Origin of the sequence: Streptomyces sp. NPDC057424, assembly GCF_042803315.1 — a bacterium.
Taxonomy (GTDB): domain Bacteria; phylum Actinomycetota; class Actinomycetes; order Streptomycetales; family Streptomycetaceae; genus Streptomyces.
Genome location: NZ_JBHVCP010000049.1, coordinates 1 through 20,672, shown reverse-complemented (window position 1 = coordinate 20,672; position 20,672 = coordinate 1). Strand labels below are relative to the sequence as shown.

At 70.7% G+C, this 20,672-nt stretch carries 21 protein-coding genes; 9 read left to right on the top strand and 12 right to left on the bottom strand.

Annotation, left to right across the window (positions count from 1 at the left end):
* Positions 1-4: 4 nt before the first annotated feature.
* On the bottom strand, positions 5-562 hold the full coding sequence (locus tag ACFU3E_RS29755; RefSeq protein WP_384164939.1) for an acyl-CoA thioesterase: 558 nt from the start codon (positions 560-562) through the stop codon (positions 5-7).
* A 119-nt stretch (positions 563-681) separates the two neighbouring features.
* On the opposite strand from ACFU3E_RS29755, the gene ACFU3E_RS29750 reads away from it, so the two are divergent.
* Complete coding sequence (locus tag ACFU3E_RS29750) at positions 682-1,983, top strand: LCP family protein (RefSeq protein WP_384164936.1); 1,302 nt, start codon at positions 682-684, stop codon at positions 1,981-1,983.
* Positions 1,984-2,042: 59 nt separating this feature from the next.
* Here the strand turns inward: ACFU3E_RS29750 and ACFU3E_RS29745 are convergent, their stop codons facing one another.
* Entirely contained in the window at positions 2,043-2,408 is a 366-nt protein-coding gene (locus ACFU3E_RS29745; protein WP_384164933.1) for a four-helix bundle copper-binding protein, read from the bottom strand.
* Positions 2,409-2,653: 245 nt separating this feature from the next.
* Here ACFU3E_RS29745 and ACFU3E_RS29740 point away from each other — a divergent pair, with 245 nt between their 5' ends.
* Positions 2,654-3,859, top strand: a complete 1,206-nt coding sequence (locus tag ACFU3E_RS29740) for a phosphatidylserine/phosphatidylglycerophosphate/cardiolipin synthase family protein (RefSeq protein WP_384164930.1) — start codon at positions 2,654-2,656, stop codon at positions 3,857-3,859.
* Positions 3,860-3,913: 54 nt separating this feature from the next.
* On the opposite strand, the gene ACFU3E_RS29735 is transcribed toward ACFU3E_RS29740, so the two are convergent.
* Positions 3,914-5,071: an acyl-CoA dehydrogenase family protein gene (locus ACFU3E_RS29735; protein WP_384164927.1), complete on the bottom strand. Its 1,158-nt coding sequence runs from the start codon at positions 5,069-5,071 to the stop codon at positions 3,914-3,916.
* Between the two features lie 188 nt (positions 5,072-5,259).
* On the opposite strand from ACFU3E_RS29735, the gene ACFU3E_RS29730 reads away from it, so the two are divergent.
* Positions 5,260-6,603, top strand: a complete 1,344-nt coding sequence (locus ACFU3E_RS29730; RefSeq protein WP_384164924.1) for a UDP-glucose dehydrogenase family protein — start codon at positions 5,260-5,262, stop codon at positions 6,601-6,603.
* A gap of 204 nt (positions 6,604-6,807) precedes the next feature.
* On the opposite strand, the gene ACFU3E_RS29725 is transcribed toward ACFU3E_RS29730, so the two are convergent.
* Complete coding sequence (locus tag ACFU3E_RS29725) at positions 6,808-7,314, bottom strand: CGNR zinc finger domain-containing protein (protein ID WP_384164922.1); 507 nt, start codon at positions 7,312-7,314, stop codon at positions 6,808-6,810.
* A gap of 116 nt (positions 7,315-7,430) precedes the next feature.
* Between ACFU3E_RS29725 and ACFU3E_RS29720 the strand changes: the two genes are divergently transcribed.
* Both ACFU3E_RS29720 and ACFU3E_RS29715 read left to right on the top strand, forming a co-directional pair.
* Entirely contained in the window at positions 7,431-7,802 is a 372-nt protein-coding gene (locus ACFU3E_RS29720; RefSeq protein WP_384164919.1) for a VOC family protein, read from the top strand.
* Between the two features lie 13 nt (positions 7,803-7,815).
* Positions 7,816-8,208 (top strand): VOC family protein, encoded by a 393-nt coding sequence (locus ACFU3E_RS29715; protein WP_384164916.1) that lies wholly within the window; start codon positions 7,816-7,818, stop codon positions 8,206-8,208.
* A 127-nt stretch (positions 8,209-8,335) separates the two neighbouring features.
* Here ACFU3E_RS29715 and ACFU3E_RS29710 read toward each other — a convergent pair whose 3' ends face one another.
* On the bottom strand, positions 8,336-9,472 hold the full coding sequence (locus ACFU3E_RS29710) for a dipeptidase (protein ID WP_384164913.1): 1,137 nt from the start codon (positions 9,470-9,472) through the stop codon (positions 8,336-8,338).
* Positions 9,473-9,869: 397 nt separating this feature from the next.
* Here ACFU3E_RS29710 and ACFU3E_RS29705 point away from each other — a divergent pair, with 397 nt between their 5' ends.
* Together ACFU3E_RS29705 and ACFU3E_RS29700 are read left to right on the top strand one after the other, a co-directional pair.
* A complete protein-coding gene (locus ACFU3E_RS29705; protein ID WP_384164910.1) occupies positions 9,870-10,724 on the top strand; it encodes a helix-turn-helix domain-containing protein in 855 nt (284 codons plus the stop codon).
* Between the two features lie 173 nt (positions 10,725-10,897).
* Complete coding sequence (locus ACFU3E_RS29700) at positions 10,898-11,230, top strand: hypothetical protein (RefSeq protein WP_384164907.1); 333 nt, start codon at positions 10,898-10,900, stop codon at positions 11,228-11,230.
* A 228-nt stretch (positions 11,231-11,458) separates the two neighbouring features.
* Here the strand turns inward: ACFU3E_RS29700 and ACFU3E_RS29695 are convergent, their stop codons facing one another.
* From ACFU3E_RS29695 to ACFU3E_RS29680, 4 genes are all read right to left on the bottom strand, one after another.
* Positions 11,459-11,698 carry a DUF397 domain-containing protein gene (locus ACFU3E_RS29695; RefSeq protein WP_384164904.1) on the bottom strand — a complete coding sequence of 80 codons (240 nt, stop codon included), beginning with the start codon at positions 11,696-11,698 and terminating at the stop codon, positions 11,459-11,461.
* A gap of 208 nt (positions 11,699-11,906) precedes the next feature.
* Positions 11,907-13,085, bottom strand: coding sequence for a dipeptidase (locus ACFU3E_RS29690; RefSeq protein WP_384164901.1), 1,179 nt, complete (start codon positions 13,083-13,085; stop codon positions 11,907-11,909).
* Positions 13,086-13,090: 5 nt separating this feature from the next.
* Positions 13,091-13,618 (bottom strand): 5-(carboxyamino)imidazole ribonucleotide mutase, encoded by a 528-nt coding sequence (gene purE, locus ACFU3E_RS29685; RefSeq protein ID WP_078885255.1) that lies wholly within the window; start codon positions 13,616-13,618, stop codon positions 13,091-13,093.
* Positions 13,615-14,766, bottom strand: coding sequence for a 5-(carboxyamino)imidazole ribonucleotide synthase (locus tag ACFU3E_RS29680; protein ID WP_384164898.1), 1,152 nt, complete (start codon positions 14,764-14,766; stop codon positions 13,615-13,617). Before ACFU3E_RS29680 ends, purE begins: the two co-directional genes overlap by 4 nt.
* Positions 14,767-14,929: 163 nt before the next feature.
* Between ACFU3E_RS29680 and ACFU3E_RS29675 the strand changes: the two genes are divergently transcribed.
* Positions 14,930-15,436, top strand: coding sequence for a GtrA family protein (locus ACFU3E_RS29675; RefSeq protein WP_384164895.1), 507 nt, complete (start codon positions 14,930-14,932; stop codon positions 15,434-15,436).
* Between the two features lie 50 nt (positions 15,437-15,486).
* On the opposite strand, the gene ACFU3E_RS29670 is transcribed toward ACFU3E_RS29675, so the two are convergent.
* Positions 15,487-16,758 (bottom strand): ATP-binding protein, encoded by a 1,272-nt coding sequence (locus ACFU3E_RS29670; protein ID WP_384164891.1) that lies wholly within the window; start codon positions 16,756-16,758, stop codon positions 15,487-15,489.
* Between the two features lie 28 nt (positions 16,759-16,786).
* Positions 16,787-17,464, bottom strand: a complete 678-nt coding sequence (locus tag ACFU3E_RS29665) for a response regulator transcription factor (RefSeq protein WP_345662418.1) — start codon at positions 17,462-17,464, stop codon at positions 16,787-16,789.
* 515 nt (positions 17,465-17,979) lie between these two features.
* Here ACFU3E_RS29665 and ACFU3E_RS29660 point away from each other — a divergent pair.
* Positions 17,980-19,485 (top strand): peptide MFS transporter, encoded by a 1,506-nt coding sequence (locus tag ACFU3E_RS29660; protein ID WP_384164887.1) that lies wholly within the window; start codon positions 17,980-17,982, stop codon positions 19,483-19,485.
* Here ACFU3E_RS29660 and ACFU3E_RS29655 read toward each other — a convergent pair whose 3' ends face one another.
* The gene (locus ACFU3E_RS29655) at positions 19,486-20,535 is read right to left on the bottom strand and encodes a hypothetical protein (protein ID WP_384164884.1); all 1,050 of its coding nucleotides are present in this window, start codon (positions 20,533-20,535) and stop codon (positions 19,486-19,488) included. It abuts the gene before it with no gap.
* Positions 20,536-20,672 lie beyond the last annotated feature (137 nt).

Below are 20,672 nucleotides of genomic sequence, written 5' to 3'. Positions count from 1 at the left end.
CGCGTCAGTCCTCGAAGCCCTCCGCCGCTCGCTTCTCGCGCAGGTCCATGATCGCGCGGCGGCGGGCCAGGCGGTGGGTGCGGCGGATCTGGGCCTCCTGGCAGCGGCGCTTGTCGCGTTCCGTCTCCGGGAGGACCGGGGGGACCCGGCGGGGCTTGCCGTCGGCGTCGACCGCGGCGAAGACCAGGTAGGCGGAACCGACCTGCGTGGGCGGGGCGGACTCGTTCCAGCGTTCGGCCAGGACCCGGACACCGACCTCCATGGACGTGCGGCCGGTCCAGTTGACCTGGGCCTTGACGTGCACCAGGTCACCGACGCGGACCGGCTCCAGGAACGCCATCTCGTCCATGGACGCGGTGACCGCCGGCCCACCGGAGTGCCGCCCGGCCACCGCTCCCGCCGCGTCGTCGACCAGCTTCATGATCACCCCGCCGTGCACGGTCCCCAGAAGGTTCGTGTCGTTGTGGGTCATGATGTGGCTGAGGGTGGTGCGGGACGCCGAAGTCGGCTTGCCCGGGATTCCCGTGGTGCCGGAATCCGCAGCTGGGGCCTGGTCTGTCATGGCCCCCACCTTATGCCGAGGCGGTATGAGGGGATTCTGTGTCAGCTTCGCCACAGCCGTGCTCTGATTTTCCGACGACTCTTGTATGGCCCACCACGGGGACCGGCACACTGGGGCGCATGAATGATTGGCCCGAGGGATTCCCCGGCGACAACCGCGGCAGCCGGTACGGACGCGGCAGCTCGAGCGCACGGCCCGAGAGCGCCCGTGTCATGCGGCAGGTCCGCCGCGGCCCGGCGGCGTCACCCGGGCAGGCGGCGTACGGCGGTGCCCCGCCGTACCAGGGCGGAGTGCCGCAGCAGCCGTCGTACGTCGACGGCGGCGGCTACGGTCCCGGCGACGGGTACGACAGCGGCTACAACACCGGCCAGGTCTACGGCTCGCCCGGCGGCAGAGGCCCCGGCGGACCGGACGACGGCTGGTACGAGCCGCGCCCCGGGCCGAACTGGCGCCGCCGGATCAAGGTGACGACGATCACCGTCGTGACGGTGCTGGTGGTGACGAGCGTCGGCACGTACTTCTGGGCCGACTCCAAGCTCAACCGCGATGTCGACCTGTCGAAGGTCATCGACCGGCCGGAGGCCGGCGAGGGCACGAACTACCTGATCGTCGGATCCGACAGCCGCGCGGGCATGTCGGCCGAGGACAAGAAGAGACTGCGCACCGGCTCCGCGGAGGGCAAGCGCACGGACTCGATGATGATCCTGCACACCGGCAGCAACGGCCCGACGCTGGTCTCGCTGCCGCGTGACTCGAACGTCACGATCCCCTCGTACAAGGGCTCCGACTCCGGCAAGCTCTACCCGGCCACGGGCCGCCAGACGAAACTGAACGCGGCGTACTCGGAGGACGGCCCGGAGCTGCTGGTCCGTACCGTCGAGGCCAACACCGGCCTGCACATCGACCACTACGTGGAGATCGGCTTCGGCGGCTTCGCGAACATCGTGGACGCGGTCGGCGGTGTCGAGATGGACATCCCGCAGGACATCAAGGACACCAAGTCGGGCGCGGACCTCAAGAAGGGCAAGCAGACCCTGAACGGCGAGCAGGCCCTGGCCTTCGTCCGCACCCGCTACGCCCTCAGGGGCTCCGACCTGGACCGTACGAAGAACCAGCAGAAGTTCCTCTCGGCCCTGGCCAACCAGGTCGCCACCCCGAGCACCGTCCTCAACCCGTTCAAGCTGTACCCGACCATGGGCGCGGGCCTGGACTCCCTGGTGGTCGACGAGGACATGGGCCTGTTCGACCTGGCGTCGATGTTCTGGGCGATGAAGGGCGTCAGCGGCGGTGAGGGCAAGTCGATGAACATGCCGCTCGCAGGCAACGCCCCGAACGGCAACCTCCAGTGGAACACCGCGAAGGTGAAGACACTGGTGAACCAGCTGAAGAACGACGAAAAGGTCACCGTCTCGGGCAACTGAGCGGGCAGGCAGCGGAAGGGGGCACCCGGGCGGGTGCCCCCTTCACCGTGGGGCGGTTCTCACATCGAGGCGGCCGACATCGAGCGGCACATCTCGGCACAGCGGCGACAGGCCTCGGCGCAGCGCATCATCTGCGCGTCCTCCGGCATGGACATACACGCCTCGGCGCACATGTCACAGGCCCGGGCGCACATCGCGCACATCTCGGCCATGAGGGGCGAGCGGCGCATCATCATGTCGGCGCACATGCGCGTCATCTCGGCGCAGTCCATGACCGTGCGCATGATCTGCATCTGGGCCGGGCCGCCCGTCTGCAGACAGGAGCTCATGGTCTCCTCGCACACGCTGTGGCAGGTCATGCACGCCTGGACGCAGTCCTGCATCTCCTTGCTCAGCGGGGTGGTGGTGGCGGGCTGCTGGGTCATGACTTCCTCCTGGGGGCGGCCGGAACCGCGGATCGGCGCCCGCTCCTCTCGTCCTACGCCTCCGGCCCCATGAGCACCACAGGGCAGACCCGCCCGTGTGCGGTCCTCCTCGTCTGTGAGGCACGACTCACCGGGATCTGCGTGAATCCTCCGGCAGCGGCAAAAAGGGTGTGCAGGCGCGCCGGGGGCCCGGGCGTCGCGAGGCCGGGGGCGGCGAGCGAACCGCGCAGGGGGGAGACCCACACATGACGCAGCAGATGCACGACGAACGGCGGGTACCGGAGCCGAGAGGACCGGAGGCACAGAAACAGCGGCTGCGCAGACGGCTGGAGCGGCTGATCGGCGTCGCCGCGACCGAGGGCAACGAGCTCGTGCCCTTGCGCAACGGCGACGAGATCTTCCCCGCGATGCTGGCCGCCATCCGCGCCGCGGAGCACACCGTCGACATGATGACGTTCGTGTACTGGCGCGGCGAGGTCGCCCACGAGTTCGCGGACGCCCTCGCCGCGCGGGCTCGCGCGGGTGTCCGGGTGCGGCTGCTGCTGGACGGCTTCGGGGCCAAGGAGATAGAGCGGGACCTGCTGGACGCCATGGACGAGGCCGGCGTCCAGGTGGCCTGGTTCCGCAGGCCCACGCGCCTGTCGCCGATGCGGCAGAACCACCGCTGCCACCGCAAGGTCCTGGTCACCGACGAGCACACGGCGTTCACGGGGGGCGTCGGGATCGCGCAGGAGTGGTGCGGCGCCGCCCGCAACCCGGACGAGTGGCGCGACACCCATGTACAGGTCCGCGGCCCCGCGGTCGACGGCATCGCCGCGGCCTTCGCCCAGAACTGGGCCGAGTGCCACGACGACCTCTACGACGACCACGACCGCTTCACCGCCCAGGAACAGCCGGGACGGGCCACGGTCCAGGTCGTGCGGGGTTCCGCCTCCTTCGGCTGGCAGGACATGCAGACGGTGCTGCGGGTGCTGATCACCTCGGCGCAGGAGCGCCTGCGGCTGGCCACGGCCTACTTCGCCCCCGACACCTATTTCATCGGCCTCCTGGCAGCGGCGGCCCGCCGCGGGGTCAGGGTCGAGATCCTGTTGCCCGGACCGCACACCGACCAGCGGGCCTGCCTGCTGGCCGGGCGTCAGCACTATCAGACCCTCGTCGACGCCGGCGTGGACGTGCGGGAGTACCAGCCGACCATGCTCCACACGAAGATCATCACGGTGGACGGGGTGTGCTCCCTCATCGGCTCCACCAACGTCAACCGCCGCTCCATGGAGCACGACGAGGAGGTCGTCCTGGCGGTCCTCGACGAGGACTTCACCGCGGAGCTCGACACCGACTTCGACGCCGACCGGAAGCGGAGCGAGCCGATCGACCCCACCCGCTGGAAGCGGCGCCCCCTCCCCCTGCGCCTCGCCGAGGCCGCGGTCACCCCGATCCGCCGCTTCCTGTGACACACCCCGGCCCCGGCACGAGCCGGAGGCCGGGGGGTGTCCGCGAGGGCGGGGCTACGGCAGGTTGCGCGCCATGACGATGCGCTGGACCTGGTTGGTGCCCTCGTAGATCTGCGTGATCTTGGCGTCGCGCATCATGCGCTCCACCGGGTAGTCCCGCGTGTAGCCGTACCCACCCAGCAGCTGGACGGCGTCCGTGGTGACCTCCATGGCCGCGTCCGAGGCGAAGCACTTGGCCGCGGCGCCCAGGTAGGTGAGGTCGGCGTCGACGCGCTGGGAGGCGGCGGCGGCCTGGTAGGTCAGGGCGCGGGCGGCCGAGATCTTCATGGCCATGTCGGCGAGCATGAACTGGATGCCCTGGAAGTCGGCGATCGGCTTGCCGAACTGCTTGCGCTCCTGGACGTAGCCCTTGGCGTAGTCGAGGGCGCCCTGGGCGATGCCGAGGGCCTGGGCGGCGATGGTGATGCGGGTGTGGTCGAGGGTCTTCATCGCCGTGGCGAAGCCGGTGCCCTCCTCGCCGATCATGCGGTCGGCGGGGATGCGGACGTTGTCGAGGTAGACCTCGCGGGTCGGGGAGCCCTTGATGCCGAGCTTCTTCTCGGGGGCGCCGAAGGAGACGCCCTCGTCGGACTTCTCGACGACGAAGGCGGAGATGCCCTTGGAGCGCTTCTCGGGGTCGGTGACGGCCATCACCGTGTAGTACTCGGACTCGCCGGCGTTGGTGATCCAGCGCTTCACGCCGTTGAGGACGTAGTGGTCACCGTCGCGGACGGCCTTGGTCTTCATGCCGGCGGCGTCGGAGCCGGCGTCCGGCTCGGAGAGGCAGTAGGAGAACATGCCGTCGCCCTTGGCGAGCGGGGTCATGTACTGCTTCTTCAAGTCCTCGGAGCCGGAGAGGATCACGGGCAGGGAGCCGAGTTTGTTGACGGCCGGGATGAGGGAGGAGGAGGCGCAGACCCGCGCGACCTCCTCGATGACTATGACGGTCGCCAGGGCGTCCGCGCCCCCACCGCCGTACTCCTCGGGGACGTGCACGGCGTGCAGGTCGTTCGCCACCAGCGCCTGGAGCGCCTCGCGCGGGAAGCGGGCCTCTTCGTCCACGGCGGCGGCGTACGGCGCGATCTTCGCCTCGGCCAGCGAGCGGACGGCGTCACGGAGCATGTCGTGCTCCTCGGACGGGCGGTACAGGTCGAAGTCAGCCGATCCGGCCAAGGTCTCTCACGCTCCAAAACGCTGCGATGGTGACGCTAACTACCGTTAAGTAATCAAAAGTTTATGGGGTCGCCCACGGGAGTGATACGTGAGCTAGGCGACAGCGGGATAGTTGCCCGGTGAAGCGCGCCGCCATGCCCCGGCTATGCTCGGGCGCGCACCACATGCCGTAGACCCCTGGAGCACCCATGGCCCTGAAGATCACCGTGATCGGCACCGGTTATCTCGGCGCGACACACGCGGCGGCCATGGCCGAGCTGGGCTTCGAGGTGCTCGCCCTCGACGTCGTGCGCGAGAAGATCGAGAAGCTGGAGCGCGCCGAGGCCCCGATGTACGAGCCGGGGCTGGAGGAGCTGCTGCGCAAGCACGTCGCCGGCATCGAGGGCTCCAGCGGCCGGCTGCGCTTCACCCAGGACTGGGCAGAGATCGGCGCGTTCGGCGATGTGCACTTCGTCTGTGTGAACACCCCGCAACGGCACGGCGAGTACGCCTGCGACATGAGCTACGTCGACTCCGCGTTCGCCTCGCTCGCGCCGCATCTGCGCGGTCCGGCGCTGGTCGTCGGCAAGTCGACGGTGCCCGTCGGTTCCGCGGACCGCCTCGCTTCCTACCTGGCCGCGCACGCGCCCGCCGGGGAGGACGCCGAGCTGGCGTGGAACCCGGAGTTCCTGCGCGAGGGCTTCGCCGTGGACGACACGCTGCACCCCGACCGTCTCGTGGTGGGCGTGCGCAGCGAGCGGGCCGAGAAGCTGCTGCGGGAGGTGTACGCGACGCCGATCGCCGAGGGCTCGCCGTTCGTGGTGACCGACTTCCCGACGTCCGAGCTGGTGAAGACCTCCGCGAACTCCTTCCTCGCCACGAAGATCTCCTTCATCAACGCGATGGCGGAGGTGTGCGAGGCCGCGGGCGGGGACGTCGCCAAGCTGGCGGAGGCCATCGGTTACGACGACCGGATCGGCAGGAAGTTCCTGCGGGCCGGGATCGGTTTCGGCGGCGGGTGTCTGCCCAAGGACATCCGGGCGTTCATGGCGCGCGCCGGTGAGCTGGGCGCGGACCAGGCGCTGACGTTCCTGCGGGAGATCGACTCGATCAACATGCGCCAGCGCGGGCAGATGGTGGAGCTGGCCCGGCAGGTGCTGGGCGGCGGGCCGTTCCTGGGCAAGCGCGTGGCGGTGCTGGGGGCGACCTTCAAGCCCGACTCGGACGACGTGCGGGACTCCCCCGCGCTCAACGTGGCCGGGCAGATCCACCTCCAGGGCGGCCAGGTCACGGTCTACGACCCGAAGGGCATGGACAACGCCCGCAGTGTGTTCCCGACCCTCGGGTACGCCGACTCGGCGCTGGAGGCCGTGCGTGGCGCCGACATCGTGCTGCACCTGACGGAGTGGCGGGAGTTCCGCGAGCTGGACACCGGGGCACTCGGCGAGGTCGCGGCGGCGCGGGTGATCCTGGACGGCCGCAACGCCCTGGACCCGGAGCGCTGGCGCAAGGCCGGCTGGACGTACCGGGCGATGGGGCGTCCGCGGGCCTGAGCGCGGGAAGCGTCAGGAAGATGACGCCGGTTCGGCCGAGGCTCAGTCGGCCGAACCGGCGTCTTCGTGCATTCTGCACCACCCGGCCGTGCGGCGGGGGCGGCTGGGGGCTTGTGACGGATCGCCGTGACGCCGGAGCGGCGTGCGGTGCGTGCTCCCGGCATGCCGGGCGTCGCGACGCCGCGGAGATCCGCGGGTGACCCCCTAGCCCTCCTTGGCCCGGTAGCGGCGCATTTTCGCGCGGGCCCCGCAGACCTGCATGGAGCACCAGCGGCCTCGGCCGGCCGGGCTGCGGTCGTAGTAGGCCCAGTGGCAGTCGGCGGCCTCGCAGGCCTTGAGACGGGTCCAGGTGCCGGCGACCAGGGCCTCGGCGACGGCGGCGGCCACGCGCGCGTGCAGGGAGCGGTCGTCGGCGGGGGCGAGGGCGGCCGAGCCGTCCGCCGCGTCGACCGTGACCAGGAGCGGCGCTTCGGCCAGGAGTGTGCCGAGGGGGGTGACGGCGCGGTGCGGCGGGTGGCCGGCGTGGGCGAGGAGGGTCGCGCGCAGGGACTCGCGCAGGGTGCGGGCCCGGTCCGTCTCGTCCGCGGTGATGCCGAGGCGCGCCCGGCCCTCGGGCGTGTCCAGCGCGTCGGCGCCGCACTCGATGTCCAGCGTGTTCACCAGGGCCTCGACCAGGGCCAGGCCGCCGGGCGCGGGCGATCTCTCCGTCATGGCTGGACCGTACCTCTCGCGATTCCCCTTGCGAGGTTACCGCCAATGAGGGAGCATGCAGTAACGGTTACTGGTTGCCCGCCTTTACGGGTAACGGCGACTTCGAGGAGGAAGTCATGGCTCTCGCCAAGCTGGGTGTGGTCGTCCTGGACTGTCCCGACCCGCGCGCACTGGCCGGTTTCTACGCCGAGGTGCTGGGCGGCACGCCGACGGTGGAGACCGACGGGGAGGACGAGTGGGTCGACCTGACGGTGCCGGGCGGCACACCGCTGGCCTTCCAGGCATCCCCCGGGTACGTACCGCCGCAGTGGCCGTCACCCGACGGCTCGCAGCAGTTCCACCTCGACCTCGTGGTGGACGACCTGGACGCGGCCGAGAAGGGCGTGCTGGCGCTCGGGGCGAAGCCGCTGGACGCCGAGGACCGGGAGCGGACCTTCCGGGTTTACGCCGACCCGGCCGGGCACCCGTTCTGCCTCTGCGCCAACTGACCCCGGAGGCCCCATGTCCGCCGTGGCACGTTTCCGTTCCGTGGTCGTCGACTGCCCCGACCCCCGCGAGCTGGCCCGCTTCTACGCGCGGGTCGGCGGGGGCACGCCGGAGGACGACGACCCCGACTGGGTGGTGCTGCGCCTCCCCGGCGGGCCACGGCTCGCCTTCCAGCGTTCCCCCGGCCACACTCCGCCGGAGTGGCCGCGGGCCGACCGCAACGCCCAGCAGTTCCACCTGGACTTCGACGCCGGGGCGACCTGGGACGAGATCGACGCGGCCGAGGAGCGGGTGCTGGCGCTGGGCGCGCGGGTGCTGGACAAGGAGGACGACGAGAAGAAGGGCTTCCGTGTCTACGCCGACCCGGCGGGGCATCCGTTCTGCCTGTGCCGGATCGAGCACGGCTGATCCGGTCGGGTGCCCGCCTGGTCCGGTCGGGTGCACGCCTGGTCAGGTCGGGTGCACGCCTGATCCGGCCCGGTGCACGCCTGGTCAGGTCGGGTGCACGCCTGATCCGGCCCGGTCGGCCGGCCCGCTACCCGTCCAGATCGGAGATCGTCGCCGTCGACGGCTCGCGGCGTTGCTGTGCGGCGCGGGCCGTGAAGTCGGCGCCGCGCAGGACACGCTGGACATTGCCCCAGGTCAGCAGGGCCACGTCGGCCTCCTCCCAGCCCCTCCGCAGCAACTCGGCGATCAGCCGCGGATAGCAGGAGGTGTCGCCGAGCTCCTGCGGGTGGGCGGCTCCGGAGTCGTAGGTGCCGGACAGTCCGACGCAGTGCGCCCCGGCCACGGCGCGGATGTGGTCGAGATGGTCGGCGACATCGCGGACGGTCGGGCCCGTCTGCTCGGCGGTCAGCGGCACCAGGCACAGCCCCTTGGCCGCACCCAGCTCCGCCAGCAGGTCGTCGGGGAGGTTGACCGGGTGGGGGCGCAGGCTCCGGGCCGCTGAGCGGCTGCACAGCACGGGGGCCCGGGAGAGGCTCAGGACGCGGCGGACGGTCTGGGCGGAGGCGCCGGAGAGGTCCGCGATCACGCCGAGGCGGTTCATCTCACGCACGACCTCCTCGCCGAACCGGGTCAGCCCGGCATCGCTGGCCCAGGACACCCCGGTGAGCGTGAGGACGCGCAGGCCGAGCAGGTGCAGCTGGCGCAGGATGCCGATCGAGTCGCCCAGAGCCTGGGCGCCGGCGGGGCCGAGGAGCACGGCGACGCGACCGCAGTTGCGGGCGTCCGCGACCTGGCCCGCCGTGCAGGCCGGCCGCAGGCCGCCCTCGCAGGTCCGGACGATGGTCTTCGCCAGGTCCAGCTGCTCCAGGGTGGCGCCGACGGCCCGGTCGCCGTCGAGGCCCTCGGGCAGGTGCAACGACCAGAACAGTGCGCCCACCCGGCCGCTGCGCAGCCGGGGCACATCCGTGTCGACGGTGCTCTCGCCGTCCTCCAGGTCGTACCAGGACAGGCGCTTGAGCGCCCAGGGCAGACCGTTGTAGCCGTCGGCGACGGGGTGTGCGGCGAGGATGGCGTGCGCCCGGGCCATGGGCGCGTCCTCCGGATCGGAGACGGGCTCGTAGGACTCCGCCGTGACGACACCCTCGTCGGGGTACGGCTCGGCCAGCTCGTCGAACTCGCCGGCGGCCGCGGCGGTGGGGCGCAGGTCGTCCTGGAGGTCTGCCATGGCGGCTCCGTACGGTCGTTCGTGAGGTACGGTCACCGTCGCACGGAGCCCGGAGCGGTTCCTGATGGGCGGAGCGTTCGGAGTACGCCGCCGCGATCACACCGGCCGTCCTCCGCTCCCCGGCCCGGGGCCGCGGCCACGGGCCCTTCCTGCCTCTTCAGCACCACGACCGCTCAGCCGTTCCTCCCCGTGATGTGACCTGCACCACTCACTGGGCCCGCACCGGCGCAGGTCGATTAGACATGTGTCGTTCGGGTATCCCCGGATTGACGGCAGCGTCAAGCATGCAGCCATTCGAGTCACTCGGATGGATGACAGTCGATTCGCGCCCGTAGGATGGGAAAGTTTCGGCACGCCAAGTGCTGTTTCGCCGCCGTCACTCTCCCGAAGGAGCGCCATGCCCAGGTCCGTGGACCCGAGCCTCAACCGCCGCAAGCTGCGTCTCGCCCTCAAGGCCGCCCGCGACAAGCGCGGCCTGACCCAGCGGCAGGCAGCCGAAGTGCTCGAGTGGTCGCTGTCCAAGCTGATCCGGATCGAGGCGGGCTCGGTCAGCCTCTCCGTGACAGACCTTCGGGCGATGCTCCAGGAATACGGAGTGGAAGATCCGGACCTGGTCACGGAACTGGAAGAAGCGGCTCGCGGCAGCAAAGGCCAGTCGTGGTGGTCCGAGTACAACGACATCATCAGCCAGCCGTTCGCCCAGTACCTGGGGTACGAGAGCGCGGCGAACGCCATCAAGGGTTACCACCCCAGCCTCATCCCCAGTCACCTGCAGATCGCGGACTACGTGTCCGCGCTCTTCGAGGCAGGCCAGCCCAACCCCAGGGCACAGCAGCACATCGATCTCCGCATGGCCCGGCAGGAGCGGGTCCTGCAGGAGGACGGCCCCGAAGTGGAGATGATTCTCGACGAGGCGGCCCTGCGCCGCCAGATCGGCGGCCCCGCGACGATGCGGCGCCAACTGGGCTTCATCAAGGAATTGATCACCGAGAGCCGTGCCACCCTCCGCGCTCTGCCCTTCACCGCAGGCGCGCACGACAGCCTGGACAGCACCTTCTTCCTCCTGGGTTTCCAGGCCGACGAGGACGTGCTCTACATGGCCGGCCCGGGAGGCATGCTGACGAACCGGGACGACCGTGAACTGGTCGCCCGGTACCAGGAGTGCTTCGAGGATTTGCGCAACAAGGCGCTGACCGAGGACGAAACGGTGGCGCTGCTCGACGACCTCATCGAACAATTCCACCGCACCTGACCGCCGGTTCAGCGTGCCACGGGGGCCCAGGGGAAGCCATGACGACGGAAAAGGGGAGGAAGAGGCGCCGCAGGACGGAGCCGTCTCCCGGTAAGGTGCGCGCCGATTCGACGCGCCCGGTGGCCGCCCCTGGGCCCGGTCACCGGCCCCAGGGCGCCGAGCACACCGCTCTGGTGCGGAGAGCCATCGCCGGCCGCGAGGCGTGCGCTCGTCTGCTCCGGCTGAAGAAGGCGGAAACCGAGCAGAACATCCGGCGCCGACGGGCCCATGTGGACGACGTCATACGGGTGGTCCGCAACGTCGCCGCTCTCGTGGTGTTCTCGTCCGCCGTCTCCACGCTCGTGGCCTACGCCGGCATCCGGATGGGCGTCCCCCCGGAGATCTGCTGGATGGGCAGCGTGGCCGGAGGCCCCCTCCTGGTCCGCACGTTCATCAGGCTCTTCGAGACGATACGTCCTTTGCTGCCGGACGCACCAGAAGATCAACCGTCCAATGACGCGCCGTAGCCGGGGAGCGCACCCACCACCATCCCGCGACCGCGGATACGCCGATCAGCACGGTCACCCACATCGTGAGCCGCGCCCACAGCGTCCCGCCGAGGAGCGAGGCGCCGGCCCCGGCGGCCGAGGCGAGCACACCGGTCACCAGGCAGTATCCGAGGAAACCGGGCTCCCTGGTCGTCGACCGCTCACGGCGTGGGCCGCTCATCTCACGTCCGTCCGCATCCGATTCGCTCATGGTGCCGCCCGGCCCGGAAGGGGGCGGGACATCCACACCAAGGCCGTACGCCAGGCGTCCGGTGTGAAGGCGAGCACCACGCGGCTCGGGCACTTCGAATCGCGAACCAGTACGCCCCCGGCGACCACGGCCATCTCGCAGCACTGTTCCGCCGTGCTGCTGTAACTGCTCTTCCGCCATGAAACCGCACCCCGATCCTCAGCCAATGCCGCCCCCTTCGCACGCCGAGTTGCCACTCCTGGCAGCTCGCCCGGCGCCGGGAGCTCGCACCCGGGCGGCTCGGGCCCTGTCGACGCCAGGCTCGATCCGAGAAATCGCGATAACGCGGTAGGTCCACCTCGGTCTTACCCGCTGTAGCCGTTCTTCAACAGCCCGCCGTCGGCGCAGACGGCCGGGCCGGGCCGCAGGGAGCGCACACCGGCCAAGGTCACGTCGGAGCGCGACTCAGCCGTCCACGTCCTCGATGCGGACGTTGGAGGACGACCGCGTCGCCTGGAGCCCCCGGGCCACGTCCTGTGCCGCGTCCAGGACCCGGACCGCGTTCTTCCAGGTCAGCTTGGCCAGGTCGGCCTTGGACCAGCCGCGGTCGAGCAGTTCCGCGAGGAGGTTCGGGTAACCGGAGACGTCGCTGAGGCCGTCGGGGGTGAAGGCCGTGCCGTCGTAGTCGCCGCCGATGCCGAGGTGGTCGACGCCAGCCGCCTCGCGCATGTGGTCCAGGTGGTCGGCGACCGTCGACACCGTCGCGACCGGGCGCGGGTGCCGCTCCTCGAAGACGCGGTGGACCTTCATGGCCTCCGCGGTGGTGTCGAGGGGGTGGAAATCGTGGGCGCGCATGTTCTCGTCGGCCGCGGCCGTCCAGTCCACGGCGGCCTGGAGCACGAACTTCGGCACGAACGTCACCATCGCGACACCGCCGTTGGCGGGCAGCCGCTCCAGGACGTCGTCCGGGATGTTGCGCGGGTGGTCGCACACGGCCCGGGCGGAGGAGTGGGAGAAGATCACCGGGGCGGAGCTCGTGTCGATCGCGTCCCGCATGGTCGTGGCGGCCACGTGGGAGAGGTCGACGAGCATGCCGAGCCGGTTCATCTCCCGGACGACCTCACGGCCGAACGCGGTGAGACCGCCGGCCTTCGGCTCGTCGGTCGCGGAGTCCGCCCAGTCGACGTTGTCGTTGTGGGTGAGCGTGAGGTAACGCACGCCCAGCCCGTACAAGCCGCGCAGGGTGCCCAGGGAGTTGGCGATGGAGTGGCCGCCCTCCGCTCCCATGAGCGAGGCGATACGGCCCTCCCCGCGGGCGGTCTCCATGTCGGCCGCGGTGAGCGCGGGACGCAGGTCCCCGGGATGGCGGACCAGCAACTGCCGGACGCAGTCGATCTGTTCGAGCGTGGCGGCGACCGGGTCGGGCGAGTCCGTGCGGACGTACACCGACCAGTACTGCGCGCCGACCCCGCCCGCGCGCAGCCGGGGGAGGTCGGTGTGCAGATGGGCGCTCTGGTCGGCGGCGATGTCCCGCGCGTCCAGGTCGTAGCGGACCTGTTCGCGCAGCGCCCAGGGCAGGTCGTTGTGGCCGTCGACGACCGGGAACTCGCTCAGGAGTTCCCGGGCCGCCTCCAGGGAGGTCATCGTCGTCACTTCCCCGCGCCGAAGCCGAACCCGCCCGAGCCCTCGACCTTGGAGCGCAGGCGCTTGCCCTTCTCGGTGGCCTGGTCGTTGAGCTCCTGCTGGAAGTCGCGCATACGGCCGCGCAGTTCCTCGTCGTGCGCGGCGAGGATGCGGGCCGCCAGCAGACCGGCGTTGCGCGCACCGGCGACGGAGACCGTGGCCACGGGGACGCCGGCCGGCATCTGCACGATGGACAGCAGGCTGTCCATGCCGTCGAGGTACTTCAGCGGCACGGGCACGCCGATGACCGGCAGCGGGGTCACGGAGGCGAGCATGCCGGGCAGGTGGGCGGCGCCGCCCGCCCCGGCGATGATCACCTTGAGCCCGCGGCCGTCGGCCTGCTCGCCGTAGGCGACCATCTCGCGCGGCATGCGGTGCGCGGAGACGACGTCGACCTCGTAGGCGATCTCGAACTCGTCGAGGGCCTTGGCGGCGGCCTCCATGACGGGCCAGTCGGAGTCCGACCCCATGACGATGCCAACAACAGGGCTCATTCGGTGATGGTGCCTCTCAGGTAGCCGGCAGCGTGACGGGCGCGCTCCAGCACGTCGTCCAGGTCGTCGCCGTAGGTGTTGACGTGACCGACCTTGCGGCCGGGCTTCACGTCCTTGCCGTACATGTGGATCTTGAGCTGGGGGTCGCGGGCCATGCAGTGCAGGTACGCGGAGTACATGTCCGGGTAGTCGCCGCCGAGGACGTTGACCATCACCGTCCACTCGGCGCGCGGGCGCGGGTCGCCGAGGGGCAGGTCCAGGACCGCGCGGACGTGGTTGGCGAACTGGCTGGTGACGGCACCGTCCATCGACCAGTGGCCGGAGTTGTGCGGGCGCATCGCGAGTTCGTTGACGAGGACACCGGAAGACCCGTCGTCATTGCGGGTCTGGAAGAGCTCGACGGCCAGGTGGCCGACGACGCCGAGTTCCTTGGCGATGTTCAGCGCCATCTCCTCGGCCCGCAGGGCCAGGGCGTGGTCGAGGTCGGGGGCGGGGGCGATGACCGTGTCGCAGACGCCGTTGACCTGGCGGGACTCCACGACCGGGTAGGCCACGGCCTGCCCGTGCGGGGAGCGCACGACGTTGGCGGCGAGCTCGCGGACGAAGTCGACCTTCTCCTCGGCGAGCACGGGTACGCCGGCCTTGAAGGGGTCGGCGGACTCCTCGGCGGAGTCGACGACCCACACGCCCTTGCCGTCGTAACCGCCGCGGACGGTCTTGAGGACGACGGGGAAACCGCCGCCCTCGGCCGCGAAGGCGGCCACGTCCTGCGGGTCGGACACGATCCGGTGCCGGGGGCAGGGGACGCCGATCGCGTCGAGCTTCGCGCGCATCACCCCCTTGTCCTGGGCGTGCACGAGCGCGTCGGGGCCGGGGCGCACGGGGATGCCGTCCGCCTCCAGAGCCCTGAGGTGCTCGGTGGGTACGTGTTCGTGATCGAAGGTGATCACATCGCACCCACGGGCGAACTCGCGCAGCGTGTCGAGATCGCGATAGTCGCCGACGACGACATCGCTCACGACCTGCGCAGCGGAGTCCTGCGGGGTGTCACTGAGGAGCTTGAACCTGATGCCCAGCGGGATGCCCGCCTCGTGTGTCATACGAGCGAGCTGGCCACCGCCGACCATGCCGACTACCGGGAACGTCACTCCCCCAGGGTATCGGCCGCGCCAGAGTGGCCGGTTTCCCCTCCCTCCCCGGCCCTGAACGGACCGTCTCCGGCCGCCCACCGGCATGCGCAGGAAGATCGCGCGGGAGGGTGGTTAGCATGGCTGGGTTGACGCCGACGACCGGACGGGGGCCTGCACGACCATGGGACATGGTGCTTCTCGGCTCCGACGGCTCGTTCACGAGGTCGCCAAATTCGGCGCGGTGGGTGGTGCCGGGGTGCTGGTCAACCTCGTCGTCTTCAACCTGGTACGGCACACCACCGACCTCCAGGTGGTGCGCGCGAGCGTCATCGCGACCGTCGTCGCGATCGTCTTCAACTACGTCGGTTTCCGCTACTTCACGTACCGCGACCGCGACAAGAGCCGCCGTACGCGTGAGATGACCCTGTTCCTGCTGTTCAGCGCGATCGGGCTGGTCATCGAGAACGGCGTGCTGTACACGGCCACGTACGGCTTCGGCTGGGACACCCCGCTCCAGAACAACGTCTTCAAGTTCCTGGGCATCGGCGTCGCGACCCTGTTCCGCTTCTGGTCCTACCGCTCGTGGGTGTTCCGCGCACTCCCCTCCCGGGAGACGCCGGCGATTCCGGACCCGGTCCTGCAGAACGAGCCGGCCAGCCCCCCGAAGACCAAGCAGCAGGTGCCGTAGCCCTTCGGGTGACCCGAGGCCAGGTGGGCACCCCCGTGCCCCGACAGCCCCTAGCGGACCGTCGGCTCGTCGTCCTGGGACTTGGACAAGCGGGTGCGGGACAGGAACAGGCCGAACACCGGGGGTTTCGTCTGGAGCATTTCCAGGCGGCCGCCGTCGGCCTCCGCCAGGTCGCGGGCCACCGCCAGGCCGATGCCCGTGGAGTTGCGGCCGCTGATCGCCCGTTCGAAGATGCGGGCGCCGAGGTCGGCGGGGATGCCGGGCCCCTCGTCCGTGACCTCGATGACCGCCTGGTTGCCCGTGACGCGGGTGCGCAGGGCCACCGTGCCGCCGCCGTGCATGAGGGAGTTCTCGATCAGTGCGGCCAGGACCTGCGCGACCGCGCCGGGCGTGCCGACGGCCTCCAGATGCCGCTTGCCGGAGCTGACGATGGCCCGGCCCGCGCTGCGGTACGCCGGCCGCCACTCGGCGAGCTGCTGCTGGATGACCTCGTCGAGGTCGAAGGTGACGGCGGAGCCGGTGCGCGGATCGCGGGAGTTGGTCAGCAGCCGCTCCACGACGTCCGTCAGCCGCTCGACCTGCGTCAGCGCGATCGTCGCCTCCTCCTTCACCGTCTCCAGGTCGTCGGTGAGGGTGATCTCCTCCAGCCGCATCGACAGCGCGGTGAGCGGCGTGCGCAGCTGGTGGGAGGCGTCCGCGGCCAGTCGCCGTTCGGCGGTCAGCATGCGGGCGATGCGCTCGGCGGAGCCGTCCAGCACGTCCGCCACCCGGTCCAGCTCGGGCACCCCGTAGCGCTTGTGCCGGGGGCGGGGATCGCCCGAGCCGAGCCGCTCGGCCGTCTCCGCGAGGTCGGTCAGCGGCGACGCCAGCCGGTTCGCCTGGCGGACGGCCAGCAGCACCGCGGCCACCACCGCCAGCAGTGCGACCAGCGCGATGATCAGCAGCGTCCGGCCGACCTCACGGGTCACCGAGGAGCGCGGTTCCTGGACGGTGACCGTCTCGCCCTCCTCACCGGGCGCGGTCGCGGTGATGACGTCCCCGGCGGGTTTCATGCCGACCTCGATGGGCGACTCCCCGGGGATCCGGATCACCGCGTAGTAGCGGTCCTGCGTGACCTGCTCGCGCAGGACCTCCGCGTCGACCTGCTGGGCGACGAAGAGCCTGCTGTCGACGATGCTGGCCAGCCGCACCGCCTCGGACTCCACCCGCTCCTGGGCGCTGTTGCTGATCGTCCGGGTCTCGACGATGACGAGGGAGACGCCGAAGACGGCGATCACGACGAGTACCACGGCGAGCGTGGACTGGATCAGTCGGCGACGCATGTCCTGTTACCCGAGCCCGCCTCTCGGCTCAGCTCTTCTCGAAACGGAAACCCACACCGCGCACGGTGGCGATGTAGCGGGGGTTGGCCGCGTCGTCGCCGAGCTTCTTGCGCAGCCAGGAGATGTGCATGTCGAGGGTCTTGGTCGACGACCACCAGGTCGTGTCCCAGACCTCCCGCATCAGCTGGTCGCGGGTGACGACCCGGCCCGCGTCGCGCACCAGCACCCGCAGCAGGTCGAACTCCTTGGCGGTGAGCTGGAGCTCCTCCTCGCCCATCCAGGCGCGGTGCGACTCGACGTCGATGCGCACGCCGTGCGTGGCGGGCGGCTGCTGCGGCTCTGCGGCGCCGCGCCGGAGCAGGGCCCGGACGCGGGCGAGCAGTTCGGCGAGCCGGAACGGCTTGGTGACGTAGTCGTCGGCACCCGCGTCGAGCCCGACGACGGTGTCCACCTCGTCGGCGCGCGCGGTCAGGATGAGGATCGGGATGGCGTGGCCTTCGCCACGCAGGCGGCGGGCCACCTCCAGACCGTCCATACCGGGCAGACCGAGGTCGAGCACGACCAGGTCGACGCCACCCTGCAGTCCGGCGTCGAGAGCGGTGGGTCCGTCCTCGCGGACCTCGACCTCGTAGCCCTCCCGGCGCAGAGCACGAGCCAGCGGCTCCGAGATGGACGCATCGTCCTCGGCGAGCAGTACACGGGTCATGAGGTGATGGTAGACCTGCAACGCCCTGAGCTGGGGTGTGACCGGAATCCTTGATTCTTACCGTTGGCATACCCGGCTCTTACGTACCGGGGGTAGGTGCACGAACCTCTGCCTGTGAGGTGTGATCGCGGTAAGGACCTTGGAAACGGCGCGTGAGGTTCCCCCGACACCTGTGATCCGTGTCTCAAGTCCTTCCATATACGGCGGTGTCCTGCCGTATGGTGAATCAACGCCTGTAGCACCACGGCGACCTTCGGAGGCTGTTTGCCCTGAGGGTCTCTTTTGTGTGCGGGCCGGTTCCCGCCGGCCCCCCACGTGAAACGACCTGTGGCCGGGCCTCGCAGTGCGGCGACGCGCGTAGAGGCGTGGATCCCGGTGGCGACCGCCCACCGCTCCGTGACCCGGAGCGGACCCCGTAGGCGTCGGACGGACGGCCGTACCCACCGGTGCCGGCAGCCCCCCACCGGGCGCACCACCGCCGCAGCGGGGCGCGTCCCGAGCAGCAAGGAACGACCATGGCGTCCAGCCTGACGAAGGACTCGGCCCGACCGGGCACCCCCGGTTCCGAGAAGACCTTCTTCGGCCACCCCCGCGGACTGGCCACTCTGTTCATGACCGAGATGTGGGAGCGCTTCTCCTACTACGGCATGAGGGCCCTGCTTCCGCTGTACCTGGTGGCCCCGGGTGGCCTGCACCTGAGCGCGGGCACCGCGACGGCGATCTACGCCGTGTACCTGTCGCTCGTGTATCTGCTCACCCTGCCCGGTGGCTGGTTCGCCGACCGGGTGCTCGGCCCCCGCAAGACGGTCGCCGTCGCAGGTGTGGTCATCATGATCGGCCACCTGTGCCTGGCCCTGCCCGCCGCCGCGAGCTTCTACGTCGGCCTGGGCCTCGTCGCCGTCGGTTCCGGTCTGCTGAAGGCCAACATCTCCACGATGGTCGGCCACCTGTACGACGGCCCGGAGGACCCGCGCCGCGACGGTGGCTTCACGGTCTTCTACATCGGCATCAACCTCGGCGCCTTCATCGCGCCGCTGGTCATCGGCACCGTCGGCGAGAGCGTCGACTGGCACCTGGGCTTCGCGCTGGCCGCGCTCGGCATGGCGCTGGGCCTCGTGCAGTTCCTGCTCGGCAGCCGCCACCTGGACGCCAGGAGCAGCGAGATCCCGACCCCGCTGTCGCCCGCCGAGAAGGCAGCCACCCTGCGCAAGGGCCTGATCTGGCTGGCCGTCGCCGTGGTCTTCTACGCCCTGGTCGGCGGCACCGGCCACTTCACCCTCAACTGGGCGCTGATCCCGCTCACGCTCCTCGGCCTGATCGTGCCGATCCTGGTCATCACCCGCATCCTGCGCGACAAGGACCTGGACTCCGGCGAGCGCTCGAAGGTGTCCGCGTACATCTGGTTCTTCGTCGCCGCCGCCGTCTTCTGGATGATCTACGACCAGGGCGGCTCGACCCTGTCGCTCTTCGCCAGCGACAAGGCCGACAACACCGTCTTCGGCTGGGAGTTCCCGGTCTCCTGGTACCAGTCCGTCAACCCGGTCCTGATCATGGCGCTTGCGCCCGTCTTCGCCTGGCTGTGGCTGTGGCTGAACCGGCGCGGCAAGGAGCCGAGCACCATCGTGAAGTTCGCCTCCGGCCTGGTGCTGGTGGGTGCGTCCTTCTTCCTCTTCCTCGCCCCGCTGTCGATCGCCGAGGGCGGCCACAAGGCCGCGGCGATGTGGCTGGTCGCGATCTACTTCGTGCAGACCGTCGGTGAGCTGACGCTGTCGCCGGTGGGCCTGTCCGTGACGACGAAGATGGCGCCGGCGAAGTACGCCTCCCAGATGATGGGCGTCTGGTTCCTCGCGGTCACCGCGGGTGACTCCGTCACCGCGCTGCTGTCCAACCCGGCCGTCGGCGGGGTCAACCTCGACAGGACGGGCTTCGTGGCGCTGGAGGCGGGGCTCGCCGTCGTCGCCGGCTTCGCGGTGTACATGTACCGCAAGAAGGTCAAGGCGATGATGGGCGACGTCCGCTGATCACCGCCGCCGGACTCTGAGACGAGGGCCGTCGCCCCCCGGGGTACGACGGCCCTTCCTCATGTCCTGGTCGACCTCGGGGGGGTCGGCGTCCGGGGCGAACCAGGGCGTCGCCGTCGCCCGGCGGGGGGCGGGCAGCCGCAGGCGGCGGGCCGGGCGGGCCGCGTGTCCGGGGCGGCGGGGCCGTAGGTGGTCGATCACGGCCAGGCCCGCGCGGAACAGTGCCGCCGGGACGACGAGCAGGACGAGGGCCCAGAACAAGGTCACGCCCCAGGGGCGCCCCACGCCCCAGGGGTGTTCGGCGAGCACCTTGCCGCCGTACTTCAATGACACGGTGTAGTCGCCGTGTGCCCCGGCCCCGAGCTCCACGGGCAGCTCGATGCGGGCCTTGCCGCCGGGCCGGATCGTGCCCCGCCACCGCTGGTCCTGCCACTCGGGGGCGAACACGCCGTGGGAGGTACCGACCTGGAAGACCGGGTTCCGCACAGGGGAGGTGCCGACGTTGCCGACGGTGACCACGAGGGTCCGCGCGGGCGGAGAGCCGAACCAGGTGAGCAGCCCGCCGGAGCCCCGCAGCCGGGTGTCCGTGAGCAGGGACAGCCGTCCGCCGGCCGCTTCCGCGGGCAGCGGCTCGACGGCGTGCCCGGCGACCTGGAGGGCCGCGTCGGCCTCGGCCGCGGCTCCCGTCACGGTCGCCACGTGCACCACGCAGGGGCACGGCACCGGCGGCTCCACGACGGGCAGTTCGCGGCGGAAGCGCCCGTCGGCGCCGGTGGTGACGGTCCGGCCGTCGGCGTTGGCACAGGAGTTGGTACCGCCGGTCACGCCCCGCTCCGGCTCGGCCTGCCCGCACACGAGCAGCGTCAGCAGGGCACGAGGCCGCCAGCCGCTGCCGCTGACGGTGAGCGAACCGCCCGTTCCCGCCTGGGACGTGGACAGCTCGACCACGGGCCGCTCCACCGCCCCGACGGGCCCGGCGCCCGCCAGGACCAGCAGCAGAGCCAGCAGAACCGGCAGTGACGGATACGGAAGACGAACGGCGGTCGGCATCGGCAGCTCCAGCGGTCGTGCGCTCAGCGGTGCACCTGCCAGGCGGGGTAGTAGGTCGACGGCCCGCTGGGGCCTGTCGTTTGGATCAGGTCGCAGGGAAGCGACGGTGCTTCTCGACGCCGGTGAGCGGGGTCTGG

Bases quoted from the DNA above. Each gene is read 5' to 3' on its own strand.
- ACFU3E_RS29755 (WP_384164939.1), bottom strand. From the start codon at position 562: ATGACAGACCAGGCCCCAGCTGCGGATTCCGGCACCACGGGAATCCCG.
- ACFU3E_RS29750 (WP_384164936.1), top strand. From the start codon at position 682: ATGAATGATTGGCCCGAGGGATTCCCCGGCGACAACCGCGGCAGCCGG.
- ACFU3E_RS29745 (WP_384164933.1), bottom strand. From the start codon at position 2,408: ATGACCCAGCAGCCCGCCACCACCACCCCGCTGAGCAAGGAGATGCAG.
- ACFU3E_RS29740 (WP_384164930.1), top strand. From the start codon at position 2,654: ATGACGCAGCAGATGCACGACGAACGGCGGGTACCGGAGCCGAGAGGA.
- ACFU3E_RS29730 (WP_384164924.1), top strand. From the start codon at position 5,260: ATGGCCCTGAAGATCACCGTGATCGGCACCGGTTATCTCGGCGCGACA.
- ACFU3E_RS29725 (WP_384164922.1), bottom strand. From the start codon at position 7,314: ATGACGGAGAGATCGCCCGCGCCCGGCGGCCTGGCCCTGGTCGAGGCC.
- ACFU3E_RS29720 (WP_384164919.1), top strand. From the start codon at position 7,431: ATGGCTCTCGCCAAGCTGGGTGTGGTCGTCCTGGACTGTCCCGACCCG.
- ACFU3E_RS29715 (WP_384164916.1), top strand. From the start codon at position 7,816: ATGTCCGCCGTGGCACGTTTCCGTTCCGTGGTCGTCGACTGCCCCGAC.
- ACFU3E_RS29710 (WP_384164913.1), bottom strand. From the start codon at position 9,472: ATGGCAGACCTCCAGGACGACCTGCGCCCCACCGCCGCGGCCGCCGGC.
- ACFU3E_RS29705 (WP_384164910.1), top strand. From the start codon at position 9,870: ATGCCCAGGTCCGTGGACCCGAGCCTCAACCGCCGCAAGCTGCGTCTC.
- ACFU3E_RS29690 (WP_384164901.1), bottom strand. From the start codon at position 13,085: ATGACCTCCCTGGAGGCGGCCCGGGAACTCCTGAGCGAGTTCCCGGTC.
- purE (WP_078885255.1), bottom strand. From the start codon at position 13,618: ATGAGCCCTGTTGTTGGCATCGTCATGGGGTCGGACTCCGACTGGCCC.
- ACFU3E_RS29675 (WP_384164895.1), top strand. From the start codon at position 14,930: ATGGGACATGGTGCTTCTCGGCTCCGACGGCTCGTTCACGAGGTCGCC.
- ACFU3E_RS29670 (WP_384164891.1), bottom strand. From the start codon at position 16,758: ATGCGTCGCCGACTGATCCAGTCCACGCTCGCCGTGGTACTCGTCGTG.
- ACFU3E_RS29665 (WP_345662418.1), bottom strand. From the start codon at position 17,464: ATGACCCGTGTACTGCTCGCCGAGGACGATGCGTCCATCTCGGAGCCG.
- ACFU3E_RS29660 (WP_384164887.1), top strand. From the start codon at position 17,980: ATGGCGTCCAGCCTGACGAAGGACTCGGCCCGACCGGGCACCCCCGGT.
- ACFU3E_RS29655 (WP_384164884.1), bottom strand. From the start codon at position 20,535: ATGCCGACCGCCGTTCGTCTTCCGTATCCGTCACTGCCGGTTCTGCTG.